We start from the raw sequence: 25,712 nt of genomic DNA on the forward strand, positions 1-25,712 counted from the left end.
CTCAAAGCTCCTTGCGGATGTCGACGACACGCAGGATGGCCGCGACCATCAAGAGCACCACGGCCAGCAGCACCACGGCATTGGCGGCGGCGGCCGGATATTGCAGCAGCGACATCTGGTTTTTCATCATCAGCGCCACCGAAGCGCTCTGGCCGCCGGACATCACCTGCACGGTGGAAAAATCGGCCATCACAAGCGTGACGACGAAGATCGTGCCGATCGCCATGCCGGGCTTGGCAAGCGGAATGACGACGTTCCACAATACCTGCCAGCTCGACGCCCCGGCATCCCGCGCCGCCTCGAACAGTGACCGATCGATGCGCATCAGCGTGTTGAAGATCGGCGTCACCATGAACAGCGTATAGAGATGCACCATGGCGAGCACGACGGCGAAGTCGGAATAGAGCAGCCATTCGATCGGCTTGGGGATGACGCCCATTTCGATCAGCGCCGAATTGACGAGGCCGTTGCGCCCGAGCACCGGGATCCACGAGATCATGCGGATGATGTTCGAGGTCATGAACGGCACGGTGCAGACGAGGAAAAGGATCATCTGCGTCGAGGTCTTGCGGACGTGGAAGGCCAGGAAATAGGCGACCCAGAAACCGATGACGAGCGTCAGCGCCCAGACGATGGCGGTGAATTTCAGCGTGTTGAGATAGGTCTTCCACGTTACCCATGAACCGAGCGTGTCGGTGTAGTTCATGGTGAGGAAATCGGGATAGAGGCCGGCGAAATCGTAATCCCAGAAGCTGACGACCGATATCATCGCGATCGGCAGCAGGAAAAAGAAGCCGAGAATGACGATCAGCGGTGTTGCCTGGAGATAGGAGATGGCTGAGGGGGAGAGGCGGAAAGAACGTCTGCCGCGGGCGCCCTCTTCCGTGTCTACTGCGATGGTTGCCATATCCCGTTCTCCGTTATCTCATTGACAGGCACGGTAGAGGATGCCGCCCCCTCATCCGCCTGCCGGCACCTTCTCCCCGCTGGGGAGAAGGGAATCGCGGCAGCGCCTGCGCCACCGCGGACCTTGCTTTGGGATGAGGAGGACTCAAAAAGACCCCTCCCCAACCCTCCCCACAAGGGGGAGGGAGCTACTGTGCCGCACCGCCTCTGGGCTCCCTCCCCCTTGTGGGGAGGGTTGGGGAGGGGAAAGCGGCAACCGGTTACGCCTCGATGAACTTGCAGTACGCGCCCCCAGTCTCGAACTCCCTCTTCTCCCCAGCGGGGAGAAGGTGCCCGAAGGGCGGATGAGGGGGCGGAGCGGAGCGACGTCTTGAGCATCAGCGAAAGACAATGCTTCTCCGCCCCCTCGCCGATCAAGCCGCGATGAACTCGTTCCAGCGGCGGACCATGTAGCGGTCCTCGTCCATGACCGAGTTCCAGCAGGCGACCGCGCCCATGCGGGCTTCGAAGGAACCGCCGTCGCGCACGGCGCCGGCCTTTTCCATGACCTTGCCTTCGGGGGAGAGGATATCGCCCTGCGCCGGCTTGCCTTCGATCCAGTAGCCCCATTCGTCGGCCGACATGAACTCTTTGGCGGTGTCCATGCAGGCGGAATAATAGCCCTGGCGGTTGAGATAGCCGCCGACCCAGCCCGACGTGTACCAGTTGATGTATTCGTAAGCCGCATCGAGCTCAGCGCCCTTGAGGTGTGCGGCAAGGCCGAGGCCGCCGCCCCAGGCGCGGTAGCCTTCCTTGAGCGGCTGGAAGGTGCAGGCAATGCCCTTGGAGCGGACGGCAGCGACAGCAGGCGACCACATCGACTGGATGACGACTTCGCCCGAGGCCATCAGGTTGACCGACTCGTCGAACGACTTCCAGAAGGCGCGGAACTGGCCGTCGCCCTTGGTCTTGATCAGGAATTCGATCGTCTTGTCGATCTCTTCCTTGGTCATGTTGCCCTTGTCGGCATATTTGATCTTGCCGGCGGCTTCCATGATCATCGCCGCATCCATGATGCCGATCGACGGGATGTTGAGGATCGCGGTCTTGCCCTTGAAGGCCGGATCGAGAATGTCGGCCCAGCTGGTGATCGGACGGCCGGTCAAGTCGGGGCGGATGCCGAGCGTGTCGGCATTGTAGATGGTGGGAACCATCGTCATCCACTGCGTCGGTTCCTTGGCGAATTTCTTGGAACCCTGGGCTTCGACGAAGCCGACGGTGTGCGGGGCCGTGCCCTGAGCAATGACGCTGTCCGCCTTGAGCTTGCCGTTGATGAACAGCGGCACGATCTTGTCGTAATATTTCAGCTTCTTGACGTCCATCGGCTGCAGGACGCCTGTTGGGAACACCTTCTTGGCGATCCAGTATTCGACGTCGGCGATGTCGTAGCTGTCGGGCTGGGTGACGGCGCGCTGGGCGGCGGCGTCGGAATCGGTCGCCGTCATCTCCAGCGTGATGCCGAGATCGGCTTTGCACTTCTCGGCGATGGCATTGATGTTCGAAACACCGGTGCCGAACTGGCGAAGCGTGATGTTCGTCTTCGCCCATATGGTGGGAAAGCCGGTGATGGCACCGGAGCCGGCGATGGCGCCGACGGCGGCAGCACCCGTCTTCAGGAGCGTGCGGCGGGATAGACCTTTGCCCGCGTTCGATGTCGTTTCAGTCGTCATGTCAGTTCCCCTTTTTGTTGATGTGGAAGGATGGTTGTTGATGGTGATTGTTCACGCAGGAGATCGGCCGAGAAGCACGGCGTCCTCGAGCGCCCAGCTGAGCGAGACGGCATCGCCGACTGAAACCGGCCGGGCGAAATAGTCGCCGTCGTCCGAGATGACGGTGAAGTCGTCGCTGCCGGCGCCGAGAACGGTGATTTTTACGGAAGAGCCGCGATATTCGACATTGGAGACGATGCCGTTGAAGCCGAGCGTCCATTCGGTCGCCACCTGCAGGCGCACGCGATCGGTGCGGATGCCGATATCGACAGCTTCGCCGACCTCCCTGCCCTCGCCGCGCACGGAAAAGCTCTGCCCCTCCGGCACGGTCATGACGAGCACGCCGTCCTCGCTCGATGTCACCCGGCCGGTGAGCACGTTGTGATCGCCCATGAAGCGGGCGACGAAGGCGGTGGCCGGCTTCTCGAAAACCTCGCGCGGGGCCGCCGCCTGCTCGATCCGGCCGTCATTCATGATGACCATGATATCGGCGAGCGCCATCGCCTCTTCCTGGCTGTGGGTGACATGCACGAAGGTGATGCCGAGCGATTTCTGCAGTTTCTTCAGTTCGGCGCGCATGCGGATCTTCAGGAAGGGATCGAGCGCCGACAGCGGCTCGTCGAGCAGCAGCGCTTCGGGATCGGTGATCAAAGCACGCGCCAGCGCCACACGCTGCTGCTGGCCGCCGGAAAGCTGGGCCGGCCGCCTGGAGGCATAGGGCTCCATCTGCATCAGCTTCAGCATCTCGAGCGCCTTGGCGCGGCGCTCCGCCTTGTCGACGCCCTTCATCTTCAGGCTGAAGGCGACATTGTCGATCAGGTCGAGATGCGGAAACAGCGCATAGGACTGGAACATCATCGCCGTGCCGCGCTTGGCCGGCGGAAAATCGGTGACGACTGTTCTGCCAAGCCGGATATCGCCCGAGGAAATGCTCTCATGGCCGGCGATCATGCGCAGCGTCGAGGTCTTGCCGCAGCCGGACGGGCCGAGGAAGCAGCAATAGGAGCCGGCCGGAATCTTCAGGCTGATCGCCTGGACCGCTGTCGTCGCCCCGTACACCTTCGAAACGGATACTATATCGATCTCTGCCGCTTTCGACATCATGCCTTCCCCTGTTCGAACAAGGCGATGCATCTCCCGTGCCAGTTCGGCAGACCAGCAATAACCCATTGTGAATAAAGGATTTTGCCGACGACAGATGCCAGACGGCAATTTATGGGCGCAGCAATGTCTGCACATGATTTAGGCTATTGTCTGCAATTAAAGCAGACGTTCGTATACAATTCATTCGGCGCTTCGAGCACAAATTCCGTTTAACTTTTGCCGGGAAGCCGGATATGGTTTGCCGATCATCAGGAAATCGATTTTCATGAAATCCGCTGCCAAGGCCACGCAGGCCGAAGACTCCGCCGAAACCAGCACACAACTGATCCGTGATTCCATTCGCGAAGCAATCGTCGAGCGCAGACTTTCGCCCGGCACAAAGCTCTCGGAAAACGATGTCGGCAATCTCTTCAATGTCAGCCGCACGCTTGCCCGGGCGGCGCTGCAGGCGCTCTCCTATGAAGGCCTCGTCAGCGTCGCGAAAAACCGCGGCGCCTTCGTCGCCTATCCCTCGCCGGATGAGGCCCGCCAGATCTTTGCCGCCCGCCGCCTGGTCGAGCCCGGCATATTGCGCGAGGCGGCGGCGCGGATCACCGCCGATGACATCAGTCAGCTGAAGCAGCTTCTGCTGGAGGAAGGCCGCCTGATGAGCGAGCGTGGCCAGACGGCGCGGCGCGCCGAGATCAAGGCATCCGGCGATTTCCATCTGAGGCTGGCGGAAATCTCCGGCAATGCGATCATGCAGCGCTTCATGGAAGAGCTCGTGGCCCGCTCGTCGCTGGTGATCGCGCTTTACGGCCAGTCGACCGTATCGAGCTGCGGCCACTCCGAACATGGCGACATCATTGCAGCGATCGAAGGCGACGACCTCGACCGCGCCTGCCGGCTGATGCTGCATCACATCGCCCATATCGAGGCCGATCTCGACCTGCGCGAACGCAAGAGCCTCGGCCTCAAGGAAGCTTTCGAACTCTGAATGCGTAAAAGACAGGCGCAGCTTTCCCCGCCCCGCAGCACCGATTCAAGCGGAAACTGCGAGGATTACCAGGGCGTCTTCTTCGGCAGCATCTCGAAGGCCGCGAATATTTCCTCCGCGCCCATCGGCTCGCTGGAGCGCAACTTCACCGTTCCGTCACGCCCGACCAGAATCAGCCCGAACTCGCCGGACGGCGGCCCCTGCAACCGCTCCCTGATATCGTCGGCATCGAGGTCCCAGTCGTCGTCGAACAGCGCAAACGCGCCGCCGCCGGCGATGCTGAACACCTCGACGTCTTCCTCGATGAGGCGCATATGCGCCTTGCGCAGCCATTCATCCTGAATCACGGCGCGGTCGTCCTGCGCGTCGGCGAAGATGATCAGAACCCGCTTCCTGTCGCGGAACTGCTCGAGCGATTGCGGTAGCCGAGGCTCGCGCCTGGGTGTGCCGATGAGTTCATGAACGATGGATTTCAGCATGGCATTCATTCCTCGCCCGTCACTGGCGGCGGGCTGTGCATGCCGGATTAAACGGCTGGGAATGAGCGAGGTTCCGCCGGGAAGCGGAAAAGGACCGCAGCCTTGGCCGCGATCCTCATCCCGTCAGTCGCGGTTCTGCTCTTCGGCCGCGTGGGCCGAAACGGCGACGAGATCGGCCGTGCCATTGGCAAGAAGGCGCTTGCGCACCAGCACGCGCATGACGCGCGCCGCCGTCGAGAAGGTCATCTGGTCGAGCGGGCCTTCGCCCTCCCACGGCTTGGTCAGCCGTTCGGTGACGGCGCCGACGATATTCATCGGCACGATATCGGTGCATGTGCGCATGGCTTCGAAAACGAAGCTGATGGGGATGACCCGTCCTTCGTGAGTGACGATCGGCTCGGTCAATTCGCTGTCCCATTCTTCGAAGGCGTAGAGCGCTTCGCGAAACAGCTGCTGGAGGTTGAACGGCGCGTGGCCGTCATGAAGTGGCGGCAGGGCATTCATCATGTCTGTCTCCTCTTGATGGGTGGAAGCCAAAGTCCTCCGGTATCGGTCGCGCCAACGCGGGGAACGCGCGATTTGCTGCCCCTGCGAACCGATTAACACGATTGATTCTATAGAGTAACGCGCCGGGGTAAAGCCCATTTATCGGCCATTACGGAAGCGAATTCCATAACACCCTGATATTTCAACGTGTTTTAGTTGAAATTTTCTCAGAGACCATCGTTCCGGAAAATCCATGCCGTCGGATACCGTTGGTGCGACCAGGCGAAAAAACGCTGAAAATTCACGGAACCTTTATCGCGGTAATCTGTTTTGTTCTCATAATCGCAAAACAGTCTGGGGTTACCACCAATGACGCAAATCCGAGAGCCGGAGCGCCGAAGCAGGATCCTGCGCGGCCGCCCCTATAGTCTTGATGAATTCGCCTCCAAATATGGCCTGGGCGGAGAACAGGCCGAGAGCCTATTCACCCGGTTCGGGCCCTCTTCGATCGAGCTCGACCTGCTCATGGCGGCCAAGCGCCGTTCGCCGGTTTTGCAGAACAAAATTGCTGAATAACGCCTTTAAAGAATGGAATGAATAGATGAGCAGTCGACGTCACGAATGGATCAGCAAAAGAGCTTATTCGATCTGGGAAGAACAGGGCCGTCCCCACGGCCGTGACGATGATCACTGGCGCCAGGCCGTTGCCGAGCGCGATGAATTGGAGCGCACGCAGGCCTCTTCCGACGGGCGCGAGGTGCTGGTGAAATTTCGCCCGAAGCCGCAACGGCCCGAAGTGCCGCGCGACGGCTGGGTCAACCCTTCGACAAAGGTCGGCTGACTCGCGTCAGTGGCCGCCCTCGTCCTTCGAGGCCCCTGCGGGGCACCTCAGGATGAGGGCGGAGAGAGGGTGCGGCTTGTGGCGCCGAGAGCGGAGCGGCAGCCGTCCAGTCTGTGGACATGGCGCACCGATCGCTCGCTAGCTACATGGCGCCCATGTCAGCCTACCAACCACACAGCACGCCGATGAGCCCACCCGCTATGCGGCACCACAATTAGCCCTCATCCTGAGGTGCCCCGTAGGGGCCTCGAAGGACGAGGGGGGGTGGCTGGAACACCTCAAGCCTCACGATTGCTGCCTGCACACTCCCCATGCTAGCCTGCCGCTATGGAAGTCACTGTCTACATCCTCCGCTGCAGCGACGGCTCTTATTACACCGGGCTGACCAAGCAGGAGGTCGAGGCGCGTGTCTGGGAGCACAATGCCGGAACCTATGACGGCTATACCGCCAAGCGCCGCCCCGTCGAACTGGTCTTTACCGAAACCTACGACCTCATCATCGACGCCATCGCCCGCGAGCGGCAGATCAAGGGCTGGTCACGCCGCAAGAAGGAGGCGTTGATAGCGATGGATTACGAGGCTTTGCCTGGTTTGTCGAAACGCGGGCCAATCGAGGCCAAGTGAGCGCGGGTGGCCGGTGGCCGCCCTCGTCCTTCGAGGCCCCTGCGGGGCACCTCAGGATGAGGGCGGAGAGAGGGCACCGCTTGCCTCACCTAAGAGCCAAGCAGCATGCCAGAGTCTGTGGAATGGCATGACACGGCGCACTGATCGTCCGCCAGCCACACGGCACTCCGATCACCCACCAGCCACGCGGCACAACGATCAGCCCTCATCCTGAGGTGTGGAGGCCGCAGGCCGGAGCCTCGAAGGACGGGGGCGGGTGATGGGCGCTGCCCCATTTGCCGGTGCAGATACCGGTGGCCGGGCTCGCCTGCGAGAAAGCGGCCGCAATGGCACAGTCTAAACCGTCTCCGCTCCCATTAGAAACGCTTCATCAAGCATATTGGCATAAATCCAGGGGATAAGCGCTTTCTGCTCCCCCTGCCCGCGACATTGCCGCTCGACACTCTCCTTGCAAAATCGGAAACGGATGAGACTGAAAAACGTGTTCGTTCGCGCGCACGGATTTCATCTCGCCGCCAGGCGCGCCGCAGCATCGATTCCGATGCCCGGCCGATCCTGCTTATATTGGGGAAAAGCCTGAAACCCGCCGGGGCGGGCCGTGTCAGAAGACCTTGAGTTCCGTGCAAAGCGTCCGGTGGACCTCTGTCCAGAACAGTGCCAGCGGGCTGTCTCCGTTGCGTTCGGCAACGAGGGCGCGGATCAGCGCTTCGGAGCCCGCCATGTCCTGCCAACTGGATTTCAGGCCCTTGGCGGCCTGTTGGCATTCGGCAATCTCGAATGGTCTCTTGCTGTCCATATGAGGTCTCCTCGTGAAAGGCGCTAGCAGGCGGAGCCGGGATTGTCATTCCCCGCATATGTGGGGATGCCTTGTATTTGTGACGGTCCTCACGGTAGGATTGAGGGAACTGGGGCAGTGGAAATGATCGAGAATACCTACAGCGAAAAGTTCGAACCCGCATTCGAACAGATCAAGGCCGCGGCCAATGTGGATGGCGCCATCCGCATTCTGCAGGCGGAATATGGCCTCGACTTCGTCACCTACCACCTCGCCCAGACGATCGCCAGCAAGATCGATTCGCCCTTCGTGCGCACCACCTATCCGGATGCCTGGGTCTCGCGTTATCTCCTGAACAGCTATGTGAAGGTCGACCCGATCGTCAAGCAGGGCTTCGAACGCCAACTGCCTTTCGACTGGAGCGAGGTCGAGCCGACGCCGGAGGCCTATGCCATGCTGGTCGACGCCCAGAAGCACGGCATCGGCGGCAATGGCTATTCCATTCCCGTTGCCGACAAGGCGCAGCGCCGCGCGCTTCTGTCGGTGAATGCCCGCATTCCGGTCGACGAATGGACCGAGCTCGTCCGCCGCTGCCGCAACGAATGGATCGAGATCGCCCATCTGATCCATCGCAAGGCCGTCTACGAGCTGCACGGCGAGAACGATCCGGTGCCGGCCCTGTCGCCGCGCGAAATCGAATGCCTGCACTGGACCGCACTCGGCAAGGATTACAAGGATATCTCGGTCATCCTCGGCATATCCGAGCACACGACGCGCGATTATCTGAAGACCGCCCGCTTCAAGCTCGGCTGCGCCACGATCTCGGCGGCCGCCTCGCGGGCCGTGCAGTTGCGCATCATCAATCCCTGAAGCTCTTCATTCCAATGCATGCGGTTATCCCGGAACGCTGCACACGTCCGGGGCGAGATGCATCGATTCCGACCCCCCTCATCTGAGGGGGCCTATCTGAGGGAATTTCCGATCCGGCCTGCCTGAACCATTGTGCCTTCCACGGACTTGCAAACGCTGGAGGGCAAAATGTTCGCTATCATTCAGGCACATGAGTATCAAAAATACGCTGCCGTACTCGACCAGATGTTTCGCCTGCGCAAGAAGGTTTTCGCCGATACGCTCGGCTGGGATGTTCCGGTCGTCGGTCCCTATGAACGCGACAGCTACGATGCGCTGGCGCCTGCCTATCTCGTCTGGTGCAACGACAGCCGCACCCGTCTTTACGGCGGCATGCGCCTGATGCCGACGACCGGCCCGACCCTTCTCTACGATGTCTTCCGCGAGACGTTCCCCGCCGCCGCCGATCTCATCGCCCCCGGCATCTGGGAAGGCACGCGCATGTGCATCGACGAGGAGGCGATCGCCAGGGACTTCCCCCATATCGATGCCGGCCGCGCCTTCTCGATGATGCTGCTTGCGCTGTGCGAATGCGCGCTGGACCACGGCATCCATACGATGATTTCCAACTACGAACCCTATCTCAAGCGCGTCTACAAACGCGCCGGCGCCGAAGTGGAAGAACTCGGCCGCGCAGACGGCTACGGCAAGTATCCCGTCTGCTGCGGCGCCTTCGAAGTCTCGGACCGCGTGCTGCGCAAGATGCGCGCCGCCCTCGGCCTGACCCTACCCCTTTATACCAGACACGTGCCGGCCCGTTCGGTCGTGACCCAATTCCTGGAGATGGCAGCATGAAACGCCTCGTTGAAACCGCAACAGAGAAAGACATCGGCACGCTGGAGCGTCATGTTCTCGCATCCCGCGACATCGCCACACAGATAGGAGACCCCTTCCTCTCCTATCTCCTCTCGATGGCGCTGTTCACGATCTACGAAAAGAAGGCTCATCACGAGAACGAGGCGCTGAAGAGCAGCTTCGGCTGAGGGCGCGACCCCCTCCGCTGCACCCGAAGACGAGCATGTCTCCCGGCGCCTCGCGCGCAGCCGCAAAACCAGTCCCCGTTTTGCGGCTGCGCGCCCCTGTCATGTCACCAGACAATCCGGTCACGTCATCAGGGAATTGATGGTCGAGATCAGCGCATCGTGCATATAGGGTTTCGGCAGGAAGGCAGTGTTGGCGGGCAGCGCCATCGGGTCGAGCTGCACCATGCCCGAGGTGATGATAATGCCGATATTCGGCCGCATCGCCCTCACCCGCTTGGCAAGCTGAATACCGTCCATGGAACCCGCCATGTTGACGTCGGTGAACAGGATATCGACATCCTGCCTGCCCTTCAGCACCACCAGCGCCTCATCAGCATTCGCCGCCTCCAGCGCCACATGGCCGACATCCTCCAGCACATCGAGGATATTGAACCGGATCACCGGCTCATCCTCGACGATCAGCACCACGGCACTGTTCAAACCCACCATCAGCAATCGCCTTCTTCATCGAATCCGATCTCTGTAATTGTCGCCCGCGCGGCAAGCTTCCAGTGCCCGCACCGATGAAATATGCATCGTCCACAGATGCTTGCGCTCTGCGCTTGTGGCTCCCATCAATTTGCGTTAGAGCGAACCGATGCTGCGGGAACCATTGCCCCGGCATCTCGGTGCCGGTTTCCGGCACCCAGGCGCCGACCACCGGCGTCAAGGGCCTGTAGCTCAATGGTTAGAGCCGGCGGCTCATAACCGCTTGGTTGGGGGTTCGAGTCCCTCCGGGCCCACCATTTCGTTTAAAATCAATGACTTAGAGATCGGCTTTTCTTGGGGAGACATCCAAGGGAGACATTGGATTGTTCATTCCTGCCTATCTCGTGAAGTCCCGATGCGGCGTTTTCTATCTGCGTTGGCCCCTACCGAAGCAGCTACATCCACAGAAAAAAGCGTCTACGCTCAAGCTATCTCTACAGACCCGTGACCCACGAAAAGCATTGCGCTTGTCCCGCTCCCTGATCCAGATAGGCGAACGATTGAATGAGTATGGAATTGCACACGGGATGCGGCACGAGGAACTAAGAAGCGTACTGACTGAGCATTTTCGCCAGTGGCTGAACGAAATGAAGAGTCAGATGGATGATACCGGCCCGCTGAGCGAGCTGGACAGACAGACTTACGAGACCAGCAAACGTGTCGCCAAGCAGGCAAGGAAAACAGATACTCCGCTCTCCCTTGTCAAATCCGACAACGATCTTTTAGCCAGCTTCATAGAGAAGTACGACCTCGACATACAGGAAGGCAGTACGGAATACGGTTGGCTAGACCGGGAAATGAAGCTGTCCTTCCACGGTTTCCTGAAGGCTGTCCTTGCCTACGATAAGTCGTTGCAGCGTTATGATTTCGACGCCAGACCAGCCTCACCTGTCGGTGATACGTCCCAGCCCGTCAAAGCTGCCGGTATGACCATTGCTGAGGTAGCCGCCGCATACAGCAAGGAAAGGCAACGCGGCAATGCATGGGCTGCAAAGACTGTCATCGAGAAAGCGGACCATGTTAAGCTATTAGAGGAAATTCTTGGCGGCGATACAGACGTGCGCACGCTGACGGCTATGGACGCCAAGCGGGTAAAGGACACACTGCTTGGCTATCCGCGCAACCGTTCCAAAAACCCGCTGACACGAGGCAGGCCCCTTGCGGACGTTCTCAATCTTCCAGGCATACAGATCATACAGGTCGCGACAATCAACAAGTACCTGCAAACCTACCACGAGGTGTTCGAGTGGGCGAAGCAGAACCACCATACAACCGAAAACCTCTTCTCCGGTCTTGCCGTCAAGCAGACCAAGAAAAACAAGGACGGCGACCGGGACGCTTACACAGACGATCAAATCCGCCTGATATTGCGAACCGTCCTGCACAACGACGACGGACTAGTTACAAAGCCCTACCAGAAATGGGCAACGCTCATCGGCATCTATACAGGTGCCCGACTTGGCGAGATCGCGCAGCTACATCTCAAGGACATTCATCAAGAGGGCGGCATATGGGTCTTCAACATGAATGAGGAAGGCGACCGTAAGAGCTTGAAGACGTCTGCCGCTCGTCGTCTTGTGCCGATACACAGCAAGCTTATAGAGGCCGGACTACTCGACTACGTGCAGGACATGACCAACAAGAAGGCTATTAAGCTGTTCCCCGACTTCAGCTACGACCCGAAGAACGGATGGGGACGACAGCAGAGCCGCTGGTTCAATGACAGGCTTCTTGTGCAATTGGGACTGAAATCGAAGACGCGCGTCTTCCATAGCTTGCGACACACGGTCAATACGCGCCTATTGCAGGCTGGGGTGGCTGATCCATTGGTAAAGTCAATCATCGGCCACGAGCAGGATGGCATGACGCACCGGCAATATTTCAAGGAAGGTTTCACATTGCAGCAGCGCAATGAGGCGATGCAGAAGCTGGATTACGGCTTGTAGCCATGCTTGGCCCTGAACCTCTCCAGTTCCTCGTCTAGTTCCTCTTCTCGTATCTGTTCGGGTGTCTTGTAGACCTGCGAAGGTGGCGCATCCCTTGGCACGAGCCGAATGAACGCCCCGTTGATAAGGATCTCAGCCACAAAGCCTGCTTGGGCTGCGCCAAGGCACAGTGCTTTGACCTGACGTTGCGTTAGCGCCATGGCTGTCTTTGCCATATTGGCTATCCTTTCCTCGATGATGAGCCGTGCCTCTGGGCGAGGCTTTGCACAAGCTGACCCTTATCCGGCCGTCCGCTGCAACCGGTCAATTAGAGCATGGACATCTAGCTCAATGATGTCGGCTAACGCCAGTAGCTCCAGCAAATCGACCCGCCGTTCACCGCTTTCTATGTTGGCGATGAACGGTTGGTGGCGTCCCAACGCCTTGGCTACCTGCGCCTGAGACAGGCCTTTAGCACGGCGCTGCTCTGCAATCGCCGCCACCAGCACTTCTTGCCTTTTTGAGTGCAGCGTTTTCGCCATGCTCGGTTGACTGTCCCTTCAACCGTGCGGTAATCCGATTTTCAGATTATCCAAAAATCGGATATCTGACCCAGGTCGGGCGCGGGGACAGGCACTTGGAAATCATCATCATTGGGCTGCTGGCATTCGCTGGGTACAAGTTTTTTCGCCACACCACGAGCGCAGGCAGGGAGACTGTACGAGCTTACATCTACCTCGAAGCCTTGAAGCTTGGCGGATCGCAACAAAGTGCAAACCGCGATGCTGATACGATCACACGCGACCTTGCTTCCGATCAGATGAGGAATGTCGTCCTTATGGCCAAGCATCAGTTGCAGACGGTGCATGGCGGCAAGCAGCTACCAATTATCGGCTACGCCTATCGTCGGGGCATGCAGACAGCGATGCCCTCGTGGTATCGGTACATAGCGCTGTCCGCGCCGCAGAGTATCGCGCTGGATATCGCGTACGGCAGCGGTATTCCCGCCACCAAGGTTCACGAGCAGCAAGCCGACAGGCAGTTAAACGCGGATGAAGCGTACGACGCTTTCTACCGGACCTTCGCGGACGAGGTTCACCGGCTGTCCGGCAGGAGCAGTGGCGAACTCAACATTATAGACTTCACGAATGACGAGCCGCTGCAACGAGCCTATCGGAACAGTGTTGACCCTCTCGTTCTCGCAGCCGCGTTTTGTCACAAGCACGACCTGACGGCGGAACGGTACCAGACCTACGACAGCTATTATGCTGCCTTCCAGAACGAGCTTAGACGTTTTGCAGCCGATGCGGTGCAGTGGCGTCGCTGGCTTGAGAAGGCCGATCAGGCTCGGATCAACAGTAGCTTCGAACGGGGCGTCCATCCGCGCCTTGCGGCAGATGGCTATTTCCGGTTCGTGACTCAGCGCTGACAGCATGCGCGATGGCATTCCCGGCGAATTGCCAGTCTGGCTATTCATACTAGTTGGTCTCGCATTCCTCGCCACTTGTCCGGCTGGCGCCGATATCGCGCAACCGGCATACCAGCGATGCGGCACTGGTCCACGGTTCAATTGCATCGTGGATGGCGACACGCTCTGGAACAACGGGGTCAAAATCCGTATTGCCGACATCGACACACCGGAGATCAGTCAGCCCCATTGTGCTGCCGAAAAGGCGCTAGGAGAACGGGCAACTGTACGGCTCATGGAACTGGTCAATGACGGCCCCTTCGAGATATTGGCATGGAAAAACCGGGACAAAGACAGGAATGGGCGCAAGCTCCGGGTACTGGTACGGAATGGCCAATCCCTTGGTGACATTCTCGTGTCAGAAGGCTTGGCCCGAACATGGACAGGGCAGCGTCATCCATGGTGCTGATCGGCCTCCCATACAGCCGACTCGAATAGGCGTTTAAAACAGGGCAACGTTGAGACCAGCCTACAGGAACATGAACTATATCAAGGGCATGCCGTAATTTTAGCAATGCCGGAAATTCCCGTATTTGGCCATGGGCGCATCTCTTGCTGTCTCGGCGCTCATTGCCTATCCCAGCCCCTGTTTGCGCCCTGGCGGGCATCTACGGCCAAAAGAGAGGGCACAGGAAAGCAAACCATCCAATCGAGCTATGAAATCGAAAGTATCGACACGAAAGCCACAACCAAATACCGAAAACCTCTGTATTGTCGAAGCCGTAAATTGCGCCCGTATAACAACAATGGACTTAACGACCTATGGATTACTCTATTATAACCGGATCGTACTTAACTCTGGTCCTGTTCGAATTTCAAAACTCTGTAATTAATTCAGCTGAAAGCTGGTTTGTTCAATCTGTAGCCCTTGTTATTGAACCGGTCAGTAGGCAGCGCTAGGTGCACAAGTCCACGGAAATGATCGCAAGCCTATAAAACCGAATAGATATTTCATCTAGTGCCGCCATTGTCACCTATCCGGTATTGAGATATAAATGTATTTTATAGTTATATGCATGGATTATCTTCAGCCACATAATACTAGTAATTTACTCATTGCACTACATGCGCCACAACTAATGACCCGTATGTATTATGTCTACATTATAGGCATGTTCACTATCATTCCTATATGTATCACATGTAATCTTACATAGTATAATCTTCCGGATTGCATTCTGTACATGCCACTGTATCTAACTGTTCATATATACATTCGTATATCTGCTTAAACCGATACATCACCTGTTATTCCTAAAAGGGTCCGGAACCATAAGAGCCAGCCGAGCTCTTCATAACTCATTGCTTTTCAATGATCTTTTGAACAGTTGCCTTTGAGAAGCCAATTTCCTCGGCCACCTTGCGAATGCTCATTCCCTGGTCTCGTAAATCAAAGACCCTAGCGCGAACTTCCTCGGTCACAAGAGCCGGTCTACCGCCTGTACGGCCCTCAGCTTTCGCTCTGGCAATTCCTTCCATTTGCCGCTCTCTGCGGATGTCGGTTTCAAACTCAGCGATCAAAGCTAGTATGCCCATCACAAGCTTGCCGGTTCGGCTGCTGGTATCGATTGCGGTATCGTCCAGCACCTTGAAGGAAACCCCGCGCTCGTCGATGTCGCTTACGATCTTGTAGAGATCCGCCGTGGACCGAGCCAATCGATCAAGCTTGGTCACAAGCAGCGTATCGCCTTCCCGCAAATACCGTAGGCATTCAGCCAATGCCGGACGCTCACCATCGAGGCCGGATCGCTTCTCGGTAAATACCTTTGTAGCTCCGGCTGCTTCGAGCCTCGCAACCTGACTCGAATGGTCCTGCTGGCTAGTTGACACTCGCGCATAGCCGACAACTGCACCCATAATACGTACCCCTATCTCTAAAACTGATATGTACGTACCATTAGTGTACTCTATGTGTACGGTCAAGATTGCTGTACTGAAAAGGTATACATTTATGTACGTATGGGGCTGTGACGATCCGTCTCCAACGGTAGCGATTATGCCCGCTGAATGCACCGTAAGCCGGTCCGGCTTGCCGTTGCCAGCAGCCGCTATGATATGCCCCTGCGAACACAGCCCCACACCTCGGTCTTATGTACTCCGTCTTGACATGAATGTTGGACTGAAAAGACCGTAAGCATTGACGGACGATCATTCGGTGCAGGCATAAGAGGCACCCCATTGGGGGAAACGACTGCACGGATGGAGTTAAATACCCCTTCGGAAAAGCATACAGTTTTCAGCATTTCTAAAGAGCTTAAAGGCAGACTTCTCGTACTACTTGCATGATCCATTCGAAATGCATCTGCGATCCGACTTCCGCCTTTTTGAAGCGAAGTCTCGCATCTCAAGGAGCACGGATGTACGACGGCCCGGCTTTTGTACGCGAACTCTCAATTGACAACTTCCGTTGCTTCTCTGCGGAGACAATCAAATTGGCGGTGCCGAACGGTAGCCATGGTAGCGGCCTTACCTTGTTCGTCGGCAACAATGGAACAGGGAAGACGTCGGTCCTTGAGGCATTAGACTACCTGTTCAGCGGGCGATACAAAGCCGAGAACAAAATGAGCATCAAAGACTTCAACGACTTCCTGAAACCAATTTCGATAGCAGGCGCAACCGAGAGGTTTAGCGTCAAATCAGAACTGGAGTTCTACAAGGGGAAATACTTCAACTGCACCGGACTGAAGTTCTTTGCTGAGCCAAGGGACAGGAAGCAGGCGGGCAAGCTGTTATCGTCGCCGATATCAGCGAAGAGTCATTACTCATTGGACGAAAACGCCTACTACAACGAAAGCGACGGACAGCCCTACGTTCAAAGCAAGTCACGCGACACAAAGACCGTGGACCCGCGAGAACTAACACTCGACACGGGCAGGATCGTGCCGAACGGTGTCAACGTCTTCTACTTTGACAAGAACCGCGCCCGCCATCTAGCAAGCGGCACCTACCGTACAACCTTCGATGCGATCTGCGATGATCTGAATTGGCGATACCAGAAGAAGCTCAGGGAGGAAGGAGCGAGCGCGGACTACGCTTCCAAGGTCACAAAGGACGTATTCAGTTGGGCTCTGGACACAGCACAGAAAGGGGTCGGCGGCAAGTTAGGTGAGCAATTCAGCGACTTCTTCGACAATGCCCATTTCAAGAACCTGAGACTTGAATTGCTGTCCCTATTGGAACCTTTTTCGTCAGCGTTTCTCGCCGTCCGGGCAGAAGATGACATTCAGCAAATCACAACCCGCAACCTTGGTTCCGGAGTCGAACTCGTATTGGCCTTGCTACTTCAGCGTCTACTTTCAGACCCGGCAAAGGGCGACAAGATACTGCTGATAGACGAACCTGAAATGCACTTGCATCCGACTGCCCAAAAGAAGCTGGCCGATCTCCTGCTTGAAGAAGCCAGGAACTGCCAAATAGTCGTAAGCAGCCATTCCCCTTACTTGCTGCAAAGGCTGGTGAAGTTTGGAACCACGAATGTGTTTTCGTCCACAGCCGCAGGCAAGATAGAAGTGGAGCAACAGGCGGCAAGCGCGGGCCTGTTTCCATGGAGCCCCTCGTTCGGCGAGGTCAATTTCAAAGCCTTTGCCATGCCGACCGTAGAGTTCCACAATGAGCTGTACGGCCACCTCCAATCAAAGCACAATCTCCCAAGATCCGAAGACGTTGACCGCTTCTTGTCGGGCCGAGGTGTTCTAAGCAATCACACATGGGTGCACTCGGGGACAGGCAAGTCGCACATGGTGTCAGAATGCACATACGTGCGCCACTGCATTCACCATCCCGAAAACACCATCAATGCGACCTACGATGAGGCTAAGCTAAACGCTTCCATTAAAAAGCTGATTAGCGCCCTATGATTGGCCGTTCCTGCTTCGCCCTGGCATGTTCTCATGCTGCTTCGTGAGCGCCTGTGCAGATAATCGTCGAGAGCTTTCCGTGTGCTTGTCGAGGCTCGGTCCACTGAGCGACTGTCATGCTCGCCAATGCCGTCTCTTTAGGGGACTAGTACCGCTCTCATGGGGATAAGCTGCTCGACGAGCCTCTAAATACCCCAATAAAGATTTTCTGGTTTTGTCACTTGGTAACGTTGTGCAGTATACGTTCCCTCATCCTTCACGAGCACACACTTCCGCCAGCTTCCCAGCCCCCAAACCGTCAACATGCGATCAGCGATACCGCACTCCGCCACACTTCAGGATTTCCCATGAGCCTTAGAAACGATCTACTTCAAGCCAAAACCGAAGAAGATGTGAAGGATGCCTACATAAAGGCGATCGGGCTTAAGGCTTACAATAAGACGCTGGTTGACATCCGCACCAAAGAAATCTGGTTCGAGGCTAAGGGGTTTCCAACGCCTCCTGTCGTGATGTTTGCGCAGTTGCTTTTCTATGTAAGGAGCGCGAGGAAGCTTGGTGAACAAATACCGCCTTTTCTCTGCGTGATCGATACCGAAAAAGCCGCCATTATGGAGACGTCGAAAGCCCTCCCGATCTTGGATGAAAAGGCGATCACATGGCCTAAATCTGGCTCGAAGATCGACAAGTCTCTGGCAATCCAACTAGCGCCTCACATTGAAACCCATTTTGTTGTTTATCAGTTGGATACCTATGAGCGAGACTTCATAACCGCGGTCCGTTCGGCTATTACCGCTGGCAAAATCATTCGCACCCCCATCACCCCAGATAATCTTCGGCAGGTGTTTGACAAATGGGTGGAGATGATTGGCAGCGAACTGACAGGCGTATCGCCTCCCGACTATGCTCTGCTCTTCTTTGCGGACATCATGCACGATGGGAAGAAGGCCGCAGTAAAAGATCTGCCTGCAAAGCTACTTCATGATGACGACAAACCTGTGTTCGTTCTAAACGGCGTGATGTATGAGCTAAACAGCCTTCACGGCTACCGGAATTTTTGGGCGATTTACCATCGTCCTCCTGAAGCGGAATACCGGGGATATCTTCTTGAACGGCGGGACAGTCTGCTGCCGCTAGATGAGCGTGAGTTTAAGGGGGCATACTACACACCGCTTAAAGTTGTAGACAAGGCGTATGATGAACTGGCGGCCGTTCTGGGAAAGAACTGGCAGCAGCGCTATATCGTTTGGGACATGTGCTGCGGTGTTGGCAACTTAGAAGTAAAGCATTCGAACTACCACAATGTCTTTATGAGCACTATTGATCAGGCGGATATTGATGTGATGCGAGCATCACAGACATGCGTCGGAGCAAGTATATTCCAGTATGACTACCTTAATGACGACATAAACGAGTTTGGTCTTATTGATTATTCTCTGTCGAACAAGATGCCAGCTGCATTGCAGACCGCGATTGCAGACGCGAAAGCGAAGAAGCCTGGCGCGAAGAAAATCCTTGTTTTGATAAACCCTCCTTATGCTGAAGCGACGAGTTCTGAGAACGCCGCAAGCAAGGGCGTGGATCGCAGCAAAACTGGGGTTGCTCGGTCGAAATTCGCCAGTGCGGGAATGGAAGGCTATGGAAAAGCTAGCAATGAACTCTTTACGCAGTTCATCGCGCGAGTTCATAGAGAAATTCCCACTGCAACTGTAGCATCGTTTGGGAAGATGAAATATGTCAATTCTCAAGCATTCGAAGAATTCCGCAACGTCTGGCGAGCCAAATACCTGGGCGGATTTGTTGTCCATAGCCGAGCCTTCGATGATTTGAAGGGCGACTTTCCAATCGGGTTTCTTATTTGGGACACATCTAAGCCCCAGCCTATTACTGAGATCGTGACGGATGTTCTGGATCGCAACGCAATCTACGTTCGCGACAAGACATTTATAAATGTTGAGAACGACTTACTGCTTTCGACATGGCCCACCCGTCCAAAGGCAAACAAAACAGCCGCGATACCCCTAAAGGGTGCTGTGGAGCCCGCAACAACTACAGCAGACCTTCGCGGAACTAACTGGTCCGATGGAGCCGTCGGATGGTTTAACTGTGCTGGTAACGACCTCCAACAAGCCAGTCGACTGACTATGATACTGTCTTCGGGGTTTGCCAGCGGGAGGGGATTTTTCATTAACAAGGATAATCTGTGGCAAGTTGCAGTGATGTTTGCTGTCCGACGCCTCGTAAAACCCTCTTGGCTTAATGATCGAGACCAATTTCTGCAACCGACCGAGAAACTCCCCGACGAGTTCAAAAACGATTGCTTAATTTGGACACTCTTTAACGGAGCGAATTACGCTGCTTCTGTTGAAAAACTACGCTGGAATGGAGCCGACTGGCCGCTAACAAATCACTTCCTACCTTTCACGGAAGCCGATGTAGGGGCGAAAACGGCGTTCGCATCTCACTTCATGACCACCTACATAGCTAAACTTAAGTTCTCCCCTGAAGCAAAAGCCGTCATGAATGAGGGACGTAAGCTGTTCCGCCGATATCATCAGCAAAAGTTTGGGAGGACTATTATAGATGAATTCAAGCTCGGCCGTTCGGACGTAGGGTGGTGGCAGGTTCGTCGGGCGCTCAAGGCCAATTCAGCAAATGAACTGACTGACTTTGATCCGTTCGACGCCGTGTATGAAACACTAAGCGAAAAGCTTCTGCCGCAAGTATTCGAGTTGGGCTTTCTGCTGGACTAACGGAAGAAAGAGGCGGCGATCAAGATTACTTTTGACCGCGTGAGACCGGGTAGCTTGTGCTCGAACGTGCCCGCCATCTTCCCATATCGGGAAATGGGTTGGAGCTCATAACACGCGCCTGCGAGAGACCTGGAAGCCGCCTGTCCAGACCAGACGTCTTCCACACAAGCCAACCGTATCGACATTTTTTCACACGGCGTCTCTAAGCTACGGGGCGATCAATCGTGACCGTTGCATGCTCTATCGTCCTGTGCGATGCAAAGACACAAAAGGGGGACATTGTGTCTCCCTAGCCATCCATGAAAGCCCGGCTTCTAAGGCTTTTGAGCGATGGTGGGCGCTCCCTCCGGGCCCACCAGTTTTTGCATCAGTGTTTGGGGACATCCCGCCACGCATTCTGATTCACCAAATATCTTTCGACTGGGCCACAGGAGTCCCGCCCTGCAGGGTATCGTCGTCGAGGCCGAGATGCTTCTTAGCAACATGGATTGCAGCGATCGAGGCGGTCATGCGATGATTCCGTTCGAAATGCGCTGGAGGCGATTCTTATGGGGCCTTATCTGAAATGGAGCCTAGTAGGCGGGGCGGTCGGCCTGCTTGCCGCGACCTTCGCATTTCCGGTTTTCCAGGCCTGGATACGTGAGTTTCAGGGTTTGATAACCGGACTGGCCGCTGTCTTCGCCGCAACTATCACTATCGGAAAAATGGATGCGACCATCCAGACCATGGAAAGGACTGACGAGGCTGCGCAGCGTCGACATGAGCAAGCTCAAAGACAGTCGCAAAAGGCTCTCGCTCTCTCCCGAGAAATAGAACAAAAAAGCGAGCAACGGCATCGTCAAATGATGGCGTTGACGCTCAGGGCAGACCGCCTCAAGGTTAGTAGGAGTGTGGGGCCGTTCCTGCCCGCTATCGTCCAGGCAATAGCTGATTTGAAAAGCTTGATTTCGCGGACCGGCCTTGATGACGTTGGGAGCCAGATGCTTTTCGTGGCCGAAGTTGAGAATTTCGCGAATGGTATTGTCCAGATCATCGGCAATCCACGGATGAAAGAAGCCTATGAGCTTTTTGAAGGCAAGCTTGCGATCGAGCTTGACGCTTCGATCAGCAGTGGGCACAGCCTTCACGCGGAGGCACAAAGTCTCCTTCAAGATATTCGAACGAGAAGTGGTCAAGCGGTAGCGGAACTGGAGATTCTTGCTTATTCTCAGGGCCGCATCAAAACCATGATGATTCACACCATGCTTTTTAAGGGTTGCCTGGAAGGTGTGCGAGATGGGCTCAACGGACTGGCTTCTCTTTACCTGTCAGAGGCCACTGCTCTCAGAATAGATATTTAGCACGACAATACCAGCGTTCTCACCATTCCAAAGGCGAGGCGCGCGCCGGGTTTCAACGCTGATTGAGCGTGCGATTTTCTTCCAAGCGCCGTGCGAGTCGCAGGAGAAGATGGATGCCAAAGACAAATCGCGGACGGGTCCTCTCAGTCTAGACTTACCGAGAATGATCGGAAACCTCTCGTTCGTAACGCTTCGCGGATTTGATATGCGCATGATGAGCCCGATCGTCGAGCCACCTGCCTTTCGACCGAAGTTGTGGTACTGTTTGAATGTCGTTGTTCTCGGGAGGGGGTAGCAATTCATGGTCGTGCACACGGATATGACGAGCGACGAATGGAAGTGGCTTGTGCGCCTTTGCCAACACGAAGCGGATAGAATTCCCAAGGAAATCGAAGCGCGGTTTACCGAGCTTGGTCTGTTGGGGCCGAATGGTCTTTCGGACAATGCCAGGAATCTGGTTCAAAATGAACTGCTGGCAGAACGGCGGAACAGACTGCAAGGACTTCACTGAGTGATAAGTTTGGTCACGCTATATGAGTGGCGACAGGGTAAGCCAGTTGGAGAATGACGAGCGGCGAAGTCCGAACCCTTGAGCTTGTTCGGCCCGGCTCCTCGGTCGGTTTTCGCCCTCACAGCGGCTTCATTTAACCTTGCCGGCTAACCATTTTTGGTGGTTTCGGCGCCATTGCTGCACCGCACGATTTACGCGAAATTTGCAACCTGTTACCCCAATTCCTGGGTTGAGGTATACAGGACGCAAAATGCAATTTCCGCAGACGATTGAAGAACTCCTTGGCGCTGTCGCCGCCAAGGGCGGAGAACTTGACGGTCTTGGGTTCGCCGACGATAAAATCGTCAAGCAGGCGCGCTCCCAAGGCCTTGTCGATGTCGATCCCGGCGATGCTTGGACATTGGTCGACACCGTAAGGCTCACTCCCACACAGCGGCTGGTGATGGGCTTGCCTCCAATCCTTCGAAAGCCTTCCGTCCTCGCACTGACGCTGCATGCCGTTGCTACGGCATTTGCCAGGATTTTTGGAAACCGCAGAGCTCACCCTTGATTTTCAGGGGCAGGAACGCCGCATCTCTCGCATAGCTATGACCGGTCGTCGCCGTCACCGCTACTCAGTTTGATCCGTCAGCGAGCGATGCCTTTTTCTCGCCCTCAGCCGGCACTTCGATAATCACCGAATCCTGGCAATCGTCGATGTCGTCCCAGTACGGCCCCGGCTGGGTTCCCATCGCGCGAAACTGGGCGAGATCCTGATGGCCTTTTGAATTGCCCGGGCTTCCCCGGTCCCAATTGGTGTAGCTCGCCTCTTCCCCATCAAGCCAGTGCCAGCCCTGATCGGGCTCCACTGAGCCCGGCGCCTGCACAAGCCCGATCATCGGGCCGCTGACCTGTTTCGAGCCGTCGCTGATATCCTGAACCATCCAATGGCCGGGCTTCTGAAGGGAGAGATCGAAGAGGTACTTGTTCTCGGCCGGGGAATTGATGGTCACGACATGGCCGCCCAGTGCTTCGGCAAGATCCTCCAGCACATCCATCGTCAGGCCGCCCCAATAGCGGATGATGTAATAATCGGAATTCTCGAAGTGCCCCTCGGTCACCAGATCGAATTTCGCAAGGATCTGCGCCTTCGTCAGCCCTTTGAACTGCCCGCGCTCATCGCCGCGCGTGGCCCAATCCGGAGTCCGGATATTCAGGAGCAGAGTGACCGAGAGGAAACTTGCCACGAGCGCCAGGCAGAGCATGATGAGCTGCGTGGCGGGTCGCTTCACCGTCCGGGTGAGAGATGTCTGCAACCGGTGGCCCAGTCGGTTGCTCGTCTCGCCGATCGCATAGACTTTGATCGGCTTTTCGAGATTCTTGACATATTGCTCGCCGAGCTTGGTCAAGGTCGTCGGCAGCTTGCGATCGACCTGCTCATAGACGTTTTCGGAAACGCAGATGCCGCCCGGCACAGCGACCGACTCCAGGCGGGCAGCGATGTTGACCCCGCCTCCGAGCACATCGCCATTCGGCTGGATGGTGACGTCGCCAATATTGATGCCGATCCGGTAGCGCAGCCTCTCGCGCTCCGGCACCCCGGCATTGTAGGCCTTGTGCGCTTCCTGGATCGCGATCGCCGCTTCAACCGCTTCGACCGGGCTTTCGAAAACGGCAATGACGCTGTCGCCCGCCGTATTGGCGATCCGCCCGTTGAACCTGGCGATGATCGGGTCCATCCGGCCGCGAAGCTCCGCAAGGTGCGCAAGGGCCGAGGCCTCATGCTCCTCCATATGGCTGCTGTACTGCGCCACGTCGGCAGCCAATATTGTTGCAAGCGCGCGTTTCATGATCCCCTATTGCGTGCCGTCCACCATATTGCGGCTGGAGCCGCGGCGGATGCCGCTATACCAGGCAATCAGCGGGCCGTCGGATTTGAGGCGGCTGACGAAGCTTCGGTAGACCCCGTATTTGAAATAGACGGGGGAATCGCGATCAACATTCGGGCCTTTCAGCGTAACTTTCTTGGCGCCGTTCACCCACACATTGACGAAGCCCGCCGGCGTCCTCGACCAGTTGGCGTTGACCGTCACACTCGTCCACCGGCCTTTCATCGCACTCGCCGAGGTGAGGCCGATCTGCCGCAAGGGCGCCAGCGGCTGCATCGGGCTTGCCTGTCTGACCGCAGGATTCGACAGCTCGAAAATGTATTGGCCGTTCTGGATTTCGAAGAGCACCGGCGGCTTGCCGTTGCCGAATTGATGGAACTGCCCGAGCTTGGTGTTGATCGAGCCGCTGGCCGGCCAGTCCTTCGGAATGAAAACGGAAAAATGGTACCAATATTCGTGGTCAAGCCGCGATGCCGGCTTGTTCTCCCATTTCTCCACCCGTTCGCGATCGGCCTGGCAATCCCCCGTGGAGGACGGGCAATCGCCCGAACGGAGTTCGAAACGCTCGGCTCTCGAGCCATCCGGGGCGGCACCCCGCTGATACGAATAGCTCTTCGCCGACTGCAGCGAAAAGCTTCCAAATCCATCCGCGGCCGATGCGACCGATGCGACCGATGACGCTGCAAGCGCTGAGATGACCGCAGCAATAGAGATTCTTCCGAGAGAAAAGCCGCCCATCCTAACCTCCGCCCTAAGCTAGTGATGACTTTGGAAAGCTGATGCGTCAGCTCCGCCGGCAAATATTAACACAAAGACAAACGAATAAAATGGAGATGCACTCAAATATGAAATGGTAATTCTTACGGATGACGTCATTAAATGAGAAAATCGGACATTGATAGAATTTTTACTTCGTTTACATTAGAATATTTCCCTGTCTCCCGAGATTGAGCCGCACACATGGGCTTCCCAGGCGTCACCTTCGCTGCTGGGAATAGGCTCAGATCTGCCGCCGAGTGCGTTTAATAGCTACAAGAACGGCCATCGCTCGGCCTGAATCCACCGCCGCAGGCGGGATTGAGCGGCTGGCTCTCGTAGTGGTAATAACCGCCGCCGATCGACGACGTCTGGTCGGGGCTCGTGGATGTGCAGGCCGAAGTGATCGTGGCAAGGCTGATCAGCGTTCCGGTCGCGATAACGGCGAAAAATCGGTTCATCTGAGCGTCTCCTCGGAGGGCGTGGCTTTGCCCCGGCCGAGCAATCTACCATGGCACAGAGAATGCAGGCATTGATTAATGGCAATCGACGGCCCGCGGCGGCCTCTCGTCACGCTAAAGTGATCGCTATTCAACCCATCTTTTCAAGCCCATGCACTGTCACATAACTGTCATGCAAAATTGCCCATTGTTATGGCAGCCTGGGCAAAATATATGCCGCCGGCTAACAAAAAGAAGAATGAGTGAACTGCCATGAGTGCCATACAGAAACTTTTCAACCGCAACCTCCTGACCCGTTTCGTCACCGGTCTCGGTGCGGTTCCGCAGCGTTTTCGTGACGCACGCGAAGAGCGCAAGCCCGCGATCCATCCGTCTTTCATGGATGATTTCGGCGCCTGACCATACAATGCGTCCGCC

At 56.6% G+C, this 25,712-nt stretch carries 29 protein-coding genes and 1 tRNA gene; 17 read left to right on the plus strand and 13 right to left on the minus strand.

The window, feature by feature from the left end; all coding sequences use genetic code 11:
* Nucleotide 1: 1 nt before the first annotated feature.
* From RHEC894_RS14865 to RHEC894_RS14875, 3 genes are all read right to left on the minus strand, one after another.
* A complete protein-coding gene (locus tag RHEC894_RS14865; protein WP_085737845.1) occupies nucleotides 2-907 on the minus strand; it encodes an ABC transporter permease in 906 nt (301 codons plus the stop codon).
* 412 nt (nucleotides 908-1,319) lie between these two features.
* Nucleotides 1,320-2,615, minus strand: coding sequence for a PotD/PotF family extracellular solute-binding protein (locus tag RHEC894_RS14870; RefSeq protein ID WP_085737846.1), 1,296 nt, complete (start codon nucleotides 2,613-2,615; stop codon nucleotides 1,320-1,322).
* Between the two features lie 51 nt (nucleotides 2,616-2,666).
* Entirely contained in the window at nucleotides 2,667-3,755 is a 1,089-nt protein-coding gene (locus RHEC894_RS14875; RefSeq protein WP_085738994.1) for an ABC transporter ATP-binding protein, read from the minus strand.
* A gap of 268 nt (nucleotides 3,756-4,023) precedes the next feature.
* Between RHEC894_RS14875 and RHEC894_RS14880 the strand changes: the two genes are divergently transcribed.
* Entirely contained in the window at nucleotides 4,024-4,734 is a 711-nt protein-coding gene (locus RHEC894_RS14880; protein WP_085738995.1) for a GntR family transcriptional regulator, read from the plus strand.
* A gap of 65 nt (nucleotides 4,735-4,799) precedes the next feature.
* On the opposite strand, the gene RHEC894_RS14885 is transcribed toward RHEC894_RS14880, so the two are convergent.
* Together RHEC894_RS14885 and RHEC894_RS14890 are read right to left on the minus strand one after the other, a co-directional pair.
* The gene (locus RHEC894_RS14885; RefSeq protein WP_085738996.1) at nucleotides 4,800-5,213 is read right to left on the minus strand and encodes a DUF4174 domain-containing protein; all 414 of its coding nucleotides are present in this window, start codon (nucleotides 5,211-5,213) and stop codon (nucleotides 4,800-4,802) included.
* A gap of 123 nt (nucleotides 5,214-5,336) precedes the next feature.
* The gene (locus RHEC894_RS14890; RefSeq protein WP_010069603.1) at nucleotides 5,337-5,720 is read right to left on the minus strand and encodes a hypothetical protein; all 384 of its coding nucleotides are present in this window, start codon (nucleotides 5,718-5,720) and stop codon (nucleotides 5,337-5,339) included.
* Nucleotides 5,721-6,068: 348 nt separating this feature from the next.
* On the opposite strand from RHEC894_RS14890, the gene RHEC894_RS14895 reads away from it, so the two are divergent.
* The 3 genes from RHEC894_RS14895 to RHEC894_RS14905 all read left to right on the plus strand — a co-directional run bounded on the left by RHEC894_RS14895 (nucleotide 6,069) and on the right by RHEC894_RS14905 (nucleotide 7,164).
* Nucleotides 6,069-6,275, plus strand: coding sequence for a hypothetical protein (locus RHEC894_RS14895; RefSeq protein ID WP_085737847.1), 207 nt, complete (start codon nucleotides 6,069-6,071; stop codon nucleotides 6,273-6,275).
* A gap of 25 nt (nucleotides 6,276-6,300) precedes the next feature.
* A complete protein-coding gene (locus RHEC894_RS14900) occupies nucleotides 6,301-6,540 on the plus strand; it encodes a DUF2934 domain-containing protein (protein ID WP_085737848.1) in 240 nt (79 codons plus the stop codon).
* Nucleotides 6,541-6,867: 327 nt separating this feature from the next.
* A complete protein-coding gene (locus RHEC894_RS14905) occupies nucleotides 6,868-7,164 on the plus strand; it encodes a GIY-YIG nuclease family protein (protein ID WP_010067419.1) in 297 nt (98 codons plus the stop codon).
* Between the two features lie 601 nt (nucleotides 7,165-7,765).
* Here the strand turns inward: RHEC894_RS14905 and RHEC894_RS14910 are convergent.
* Nucleotides 7,766-7,960 carry a hypothetical protein gene (locus RHEC894_RS14910; protein ID WP_085737849.1) on the minus strand — a complete coding sequence of 65 codons (195 nt, stop codon included), beginning with the start codon at nucleotides 7,958-7,960 and terminating at the stop codon, nucleotides 7,766-7,768.
* Nucleotides 7,961-8,083: 123 nt separating this feature from the next.
* On the opposite strand from RHEC894_RS14910, the gene RHEC894_RS14915 reads away from it, so the two are divergent.
* The 3 genes from RHEC894_RS14915 to RHEC894_RS14925 all read left to right on the plus strand — a co-directional run bounded on the left by RHEC894_RS14915 (nucleotide 8,084) and on the right by RHEC894_RS14925 (nucleotide 9,831).
* Nucleotides 8,084-8,809, plus strand: a complete 726-nt coding sequence (locus tag RHEC894_RS14915; RefSeq protein WP_085737850.1) for a LuxR family transcriptional regulator — start codon at nucleotides 8,084-8,086, stop codon at nucleotides 8,807-8,809.
* A 168-nt stretch (nucleotides 8,810-8,977) separates the two neighbouring features.
* Nucleotides 8,978-9,643 (plus strand): acyl-homoserine-lactone synthase, encoded by a 666-nt coding sequence (locus RHEC894_RS14920; protein WP_085737851.1) that lies wholly within the window; start codon nucleotides 8,978-8,980, stop codon nucleotides 9,641-9,643.
* Nucleotides 9,640-9,831: a hypothetical protein gene (locus RHEC894_RS14925; RefSeq protein ID WP_085737852.1), complete on the plus strand. Its 192-nt coding sequence runs from the start codon at nucleotides 9,640-9,642 to the stop codon at nucleotides 9,829-9,831. Before RHEC894_RS14920 ends, RHEC894_RS14925 begins: the two co-directional genes overlap by 4 nt.
* Before the next feature lie 120 nt (nucleotides 9,832-9,951).
* Here the strand turns inward: RHEC894_RS14925 and RHEC894_RS14930 are convergent, their stop codons facing one another.
* Nucleotides 9,952-10,320, minus strand: coding sequence for a response regulator (locus RHEC894_RS14930; RefSeq protein ID WP_085737853.1), 369 nt, complete (start codon nucleotides 10,318-10,320; stop codon nucleotides 9,952-9,954).
* 220 nt (nucleotides 10,321-10,540) lie between these two features.
* Between RHEC894_RS14930 and RHEC894_RS14935 the strand changes: the two genes are divergently transcribed.
* Together RHEC894_RS14935 and RHEC894_RS14940 are read left to right on the plus strand one after the other, a co-directional pair.
* A tRNA-Ile gene (locus RHEC894_RS14935) sits at nucleotides 10,541-10,616 on the plus strand.
* 66 nt (nucleotides 10,617-10,682) lie between these two features.
* The gene (locus RHEC894_RS14940) at nucleotides 10,683-12,305 is read left to right on the plus strand and encodes a site-specific integrase (RefSeq protein WP_125460970.1); all 1,623 of its coding nucleotides are present in this window, start codon (nucleotides 10,683-10,685) and stop codon (nucleotides 12,303-12,305) included.
* On the opposite strand, the gene RHEC894_RS14945 is transcribed toward RHEC894_RS14940, so the two are convergent.
* Nucleotides 12,293-12,520 (minus strand): hypothetical protein, encoded by a 228-nt coding sequence (locus RHEC894_RS14945; protein WP_010069395.1) that lies wholly within the window; start codon nucleotides 12,518-12,520, stop codon nucleotides 12,293-12,295. The genes RHEC894_RS14940 and RHEC894_RS14945 overlap by 13 nt on opposite strands.
* 63 nt (nucleotides 12,521-12,583) lie before the next feature.
* Entirely contained in the window at nucleotides 12,584-12,826 is a 243-nt protein-coding gene (locus RHEC894_RS14950; protein WP_010069396.1) for a helix-turn-helix transcriptional regulator, read from the minus strand.
* 95 nt (nucleotides 12,827-12,921) lie between these two features.
* On the opposite strand from RHEC894_RS14950, the gene RHEC894_RS14955 reads away from it, so the two are divergent.
* Both RHEC894_RS14955 and RHEC894_RS14960 read left to right on the plus strand, forming a co-directional pair.
* Entirely contained in the window at nucleotides 12,922-13,713 is a 792-nt protein-coding gene (locus tag RHEC894_RS14955; protein ID WP_085737855.1) for a hypothetical protein, read from the plus strand.
* A gap of 4 nt (nucleotides 13,714-13,717) precedes the next feature.
* Nucleotides 13,718-14,161: a thermonuclease family protein gene (locus tag RHEC894_RS14960; protein ID WP_010069398.1), complete on the plus strand. Its 444-nt coding sequence runs from the start codon at nucleotides 13,718-13,720 to the stop codon at nucleotides 14,159-14,161.
* An 890-nt stretch (nucleotides 14,162-15,051) separates the two neighbouring features.
* Here the strand turns inward: RHEC894_RS14960 and RHEC894_RS14965 are convergent.
* A complete protein-coding gene (locus RHEC894_RS14965) occupies nucleotides 15,052-15,609 on the minus strand; it encodes a recombinase family protein (protein ID WP_085738997.1) in 558 nt (185 codons plus the stop codon).
* Nucleotides 15,610-16,109: 500 nt separating this feature from the next.
* Here RHEC894_RS14965 and RHEC894_RS14970 point away from each other — a divergent pair, with 500 nt between their 5' ends.
* The 5 genes from RHEC894_RS14970 (at nucleotide 16,110) to RHEC894_RS14995 (ending at nucleotide 22,760) form a co-directional block, all read left to right on the plus strand.
* Nucleotides 16,110-17,609, plus strand: coding sequence for an AAA family ATPase (locus tag RHEC894_RS14970; protein ID WP_085737856.1), 1,500 nt, complete (start codon nucleotides 16,110-16,112; stop codon nucleotides 17,607-17,609).
* 347 nt (nucleotides 17,610-17,956) lie between these two features.
* On the plus strand, nucleotides 17,957-20,359 hold the full coding sequence (locus RHEC894_RS14975) for a hypothetical protein (RefSeq protein ID WP_085737857.1): 2,403 nt from the start codon (nucleotides 17,957-17,959) through the stop codon (nucleotides 20,357-20,359).
* 548 nt (nucleotides 20,360-20,907) lie between these two features.
* Complete coding sequence (locus RHEC894_RS14985) at nucleotides 20,908-21,699, plus strand: hypothetical protein (protein ID WP_085737859.1); 792 nt, start codon at nucleotides 20,908-20,910, stop codon at nucleotides 21,697-21,699.
* A gap of 301 nt (nucleotides 21,700-22,000) precedes the next feature.
* Complete coding sequence (locus RHEC894_RS14990) at nucleotides 22,001-22,210, plus strand: hypothetical protein (RefSeq protein WP_085737860.1); 210 nt, start codon at nucleotides 22,001-22,003, stop codon at nucleotides 22,208-22,210.
* 250 nt (nucleotides 22,211-22,460) lie between these two features.
* Nucleotides 22,461-22,760: a hypothetical protein gene (locus RHEC894_RS14995; protein WP_010067034.1), complete on the plus strand. Its 300-nt coding sequence runs from the start codon at nucleotides 22,461-22,463 to the stop codon at nucleotides 22,758-22,760.
* A 64-nt stretch (nucleotides 22,761-22,824) separates the two neighbouring features.
* Here the strand turns inward: RHEC894_RS14995 and RHEC894_RS15000 are convergent, their stop codons facing one another.
* From RHEC894_RS15000 to RHEC894_RS15010, 3 genes are all read right to left on the minus strand, one after another.
* Nucleotides 22,825-24,039, minus strand: coding sequence for an adenylate/guanylate cyclase domain-containing protein (locus RHEC894_RS15000; protein WP_085737861.1), 1,215 nt, complete (start codon nucleotides 24,037-24,039; stop codon nucleotides 22,825-22,827).
* 6 nt (nucleotides 24,040-24,045) lie between these two features.
* On the minus strand, nucleotides 24,046-24,816 hold the full coding sequence (locus RHEC894_RS15005; RefSeq protein WP_085737862.1) for a polysaccharide lyase: 771 nt from the start codon (nucleotides 24,814-24,816) through the stop codon (nucleotides 24,046-24,048).
* Between the two features lie 284 nt (nucleotides 24,817-25,100).
* Nucleotides 25,101-25,295 carry a hypothetical protein gene (locus RHEC894_RS15010; RefSeq protein ID WP_010068833.1) on the minus strand — a complete coding sequence of 65 codons (195 nt, stop codon included), beginning with the start codon at nucleotides 25,293-25,295 and terminating at the stop codon, nucleotides 25,101-25,103.
* Between the two features lie 252 nt (nucleotides 25,296-25,547).
* Here RHEC894_RS15010 and RHEC894_RS33035 point away from each other — a divergent pair, with 252 nt between their 5' ends.
* Nucleotides 25,548-25,694 carry a hypothetical protein gene (locus RHEC894_RS33035; protein ID WP_010068834.1) on the plus strand — a complete coding sequence of 49 codons (147 nt, stop codon included), beginning with the start codon at nucleotides 25,548-25,550 and terminating at the stop codon, nucleotides 25,692-25,694.
* The last annotated feature ends 18 nt before the right edge of the window (nucleotides 25,695-25,712 follow it).

It is taken from the genome of Rhizobium sp. CIAT894 (assembly GCF_000172795.2).
Lineage (GTDB): Bacteria > Pseudomonadota > Alphaproteobacteria > Rhizobiales > Rhizobiaceae > Rhizobium.

Excerpts from the sequence above, each read along its gene's own strand:
- RHEC894_RS14975 (WP_085737857.1), top strand. The coding sequence starts at position 17,957 with ATGAGCCTTAGAAACGATCTACTTCAAGCCAAAACCGAAGAAGATGTG.
- RHEC894_RS15005 (WP_085737862.1), bottom strand. The coding sequence starts at position 24,816 with ATGGGCGGCTTTTCTCTCGGAAGAATCTCTATTGCTGCGGTCATCTCA.
- RHEC894_RS33035 (WP_010068834.1), top strand. The coding sequence starts at position 25,548 with ATGAGTGCCATACAGAAACTTTTCAACCGCAACCTCCTGACCCGTTTC.
- RHEC894_RS14880 (WP_085738995.1), top strand. The coding sequence starts at position 4,024 with ATGAAATCCGCTGCCAAGGCCACGCAGGCCGAAGACTCCGCCGAAACC.
- RHEC894_RS14930 (WP_085737853.1), bottom strand. The coding sequence starts at position 10,320 with ATGGTGGGTTTGAACAGTGCCGTGGTGCTGATCGTCGAGGATGAGCCG.
- RHEC894_RS14985 (WP_085737859.1), top strand. The coding sequence starts at position 20,908 with ATGGGGCCTTATCTGAAATGGAGCCTAGTAGGCGGGGCGGTCGGCCTG.
- RHEC894_RS14905 (WP_010067419.1), top strand. The coding sequence starts at position 6,868 with ATGGAAGTCACTGTCTACATCCTCCGCTGCAGCGACGGCTCTTATTAC.
- RHEC894_RS14900 (WP_085737848.1), top strand. The coding sequence starts at position 6,301 with ATGAGCAGTCGACGTCACGAATGGATCAGCAAAAGAGCTTATTCGATC.
- RHEC894_RS14875 (WP_085738994.1), bottom strand. The coding sequence starts at position 3,755 with ATGTCGAAAGCGGCAGAGATCGATATAGTATCCGTTTCGAAGGTGTAC.
- RHEC894_RS14945 (WP_010069395.1), bottom strand. The coding sequence starts at position 12,520 with ATGGCAAAGACAGCCATGGCGCTAACGCAACGTCAGGTCAAAGCACTG.
- RHEC894_RS14965 (WP_085738997.1), bottom strand. The coding sequence starts at position 15,609 with ATGGGTGCAGTTGTCGGCTATGCGCGAGTGTCAACTAGCCAGCAGGAC.
- RHEC894_RS14990 (WP_085737860.1), top strand. The coding sequence starts at position 22,001 with ATGGTCGTGCACACGGATATGACGAGCGACGAATGGAAGTGGCTTGTG.
- RHEC894_RS14895 (WP_085737847.1), top strand. The coding sequence starts at position 6,069 with ATGACGCAAATCCGAGAGCCGGAGCGCCGAAGCAGGATCCTGCGCGGC.
- RHEC894_RS14890 (WP_010069603.1), bottom strand. The coding sequence starts at position 5,720 with ATGATGAATGCCCTGCCGCCACTTCATGACGGCCACGCGCCGTTCAAC.
- RHEC894_RS15000 (WP_085737861.1), bottom strand. The coding sequence starts at position 24,039 with ATGAAACGCGCGCTTGCAACAATATTGGCTGCCGACGTGGCGCAGTAC.
- RHEC894_RS14925 (WP_085737852.1), top strand. The coding sequence starts at position 9,640 with ATGAAACGCCTCGTTGAAACCGCAACAGAGAAAGACATCGGCACGCTG.
- RHEC894_RS14870 (WP_085737846.1), bottom strand. The coding sequence starts at position 2,615 with ATGACGACTGAAACGACATCGAACGCGGGCAAAGGTCTATCCCGCCGC.
- RHEC894_RS14910 (WP_085737849.1), bottom strand. The coding sequence starts at position 7,960 with ATGGACAGCAAGAGACCATTCGAGATTGCCGAATGCCAACAGGCCGCC.
- RHEC894_RS14960 (WP_010069398.1), top strand. The coding sequence starts at position 13,718 with ATGCGCGATGGCATTCCCGGCGAATTGCCAGTCTGGCTATTCATACTA.
- RHEC894_RS14885 (WP_085738996.1), bottom strand. The coding sequence starts at position 5,213 with ATGCTGAAATCCATCGTTCATGAACTCATCGGCACACCCAGGCGCGAG.
- RHEC894_RS14865 (WP_085737845.1), bottom strand. The coding sequence starts at position 907 with ATGGCAACCATCGCAGTAGACACGGAAGAGGGCGCCCGCGGCAGACGT.
- RHEC894_RS14995 (WP_010067034.1), top strand. The coding sequence starts at position 22,461 with ATGCAATTTCCGCAGACGATTGAAGAACTCCTTGGCGCTGTCGCCGCC.
- RHEC894_RS14970 (WP_085737856.1), top strand. The coding sequence starts at position 16,110 with ATGTACGACGGCCCGGCTTTTGTACGCGAACTCTCAATTGACAACTTC.
- RHEC894_RS14915 (WP_085737850.1), top strand. The coding sequence starts at position 8,084 with ATGATCGAGAATACCTACAGCGAAAAGTTCGAACCCGCATTCGAACAG.
- RHEC894_RS15010 (WP_010068833.1), bottom strand. The coding sequence starts at position 25,295 with ATGAACCGATTTTTCGCCGTTATCGCGACCGGAACGCTGATCAGCCTT.
- RHEC894_RS14950 (WP_010069396.1), bottom strand. The coding sequence starts at position 12,826 with ATGGCGAAAACGCTGCACTCAAAAAGGCAAGAAGTGCTGGTGGCGGCG.
- RHEC894_RS14920 (WP_085737851.1), top strand. The coding sequence starts at position 8,978 with ATGTTCGCTATCATTCAGGCACATGAGTATCAAAAATACGCTGCCGTA.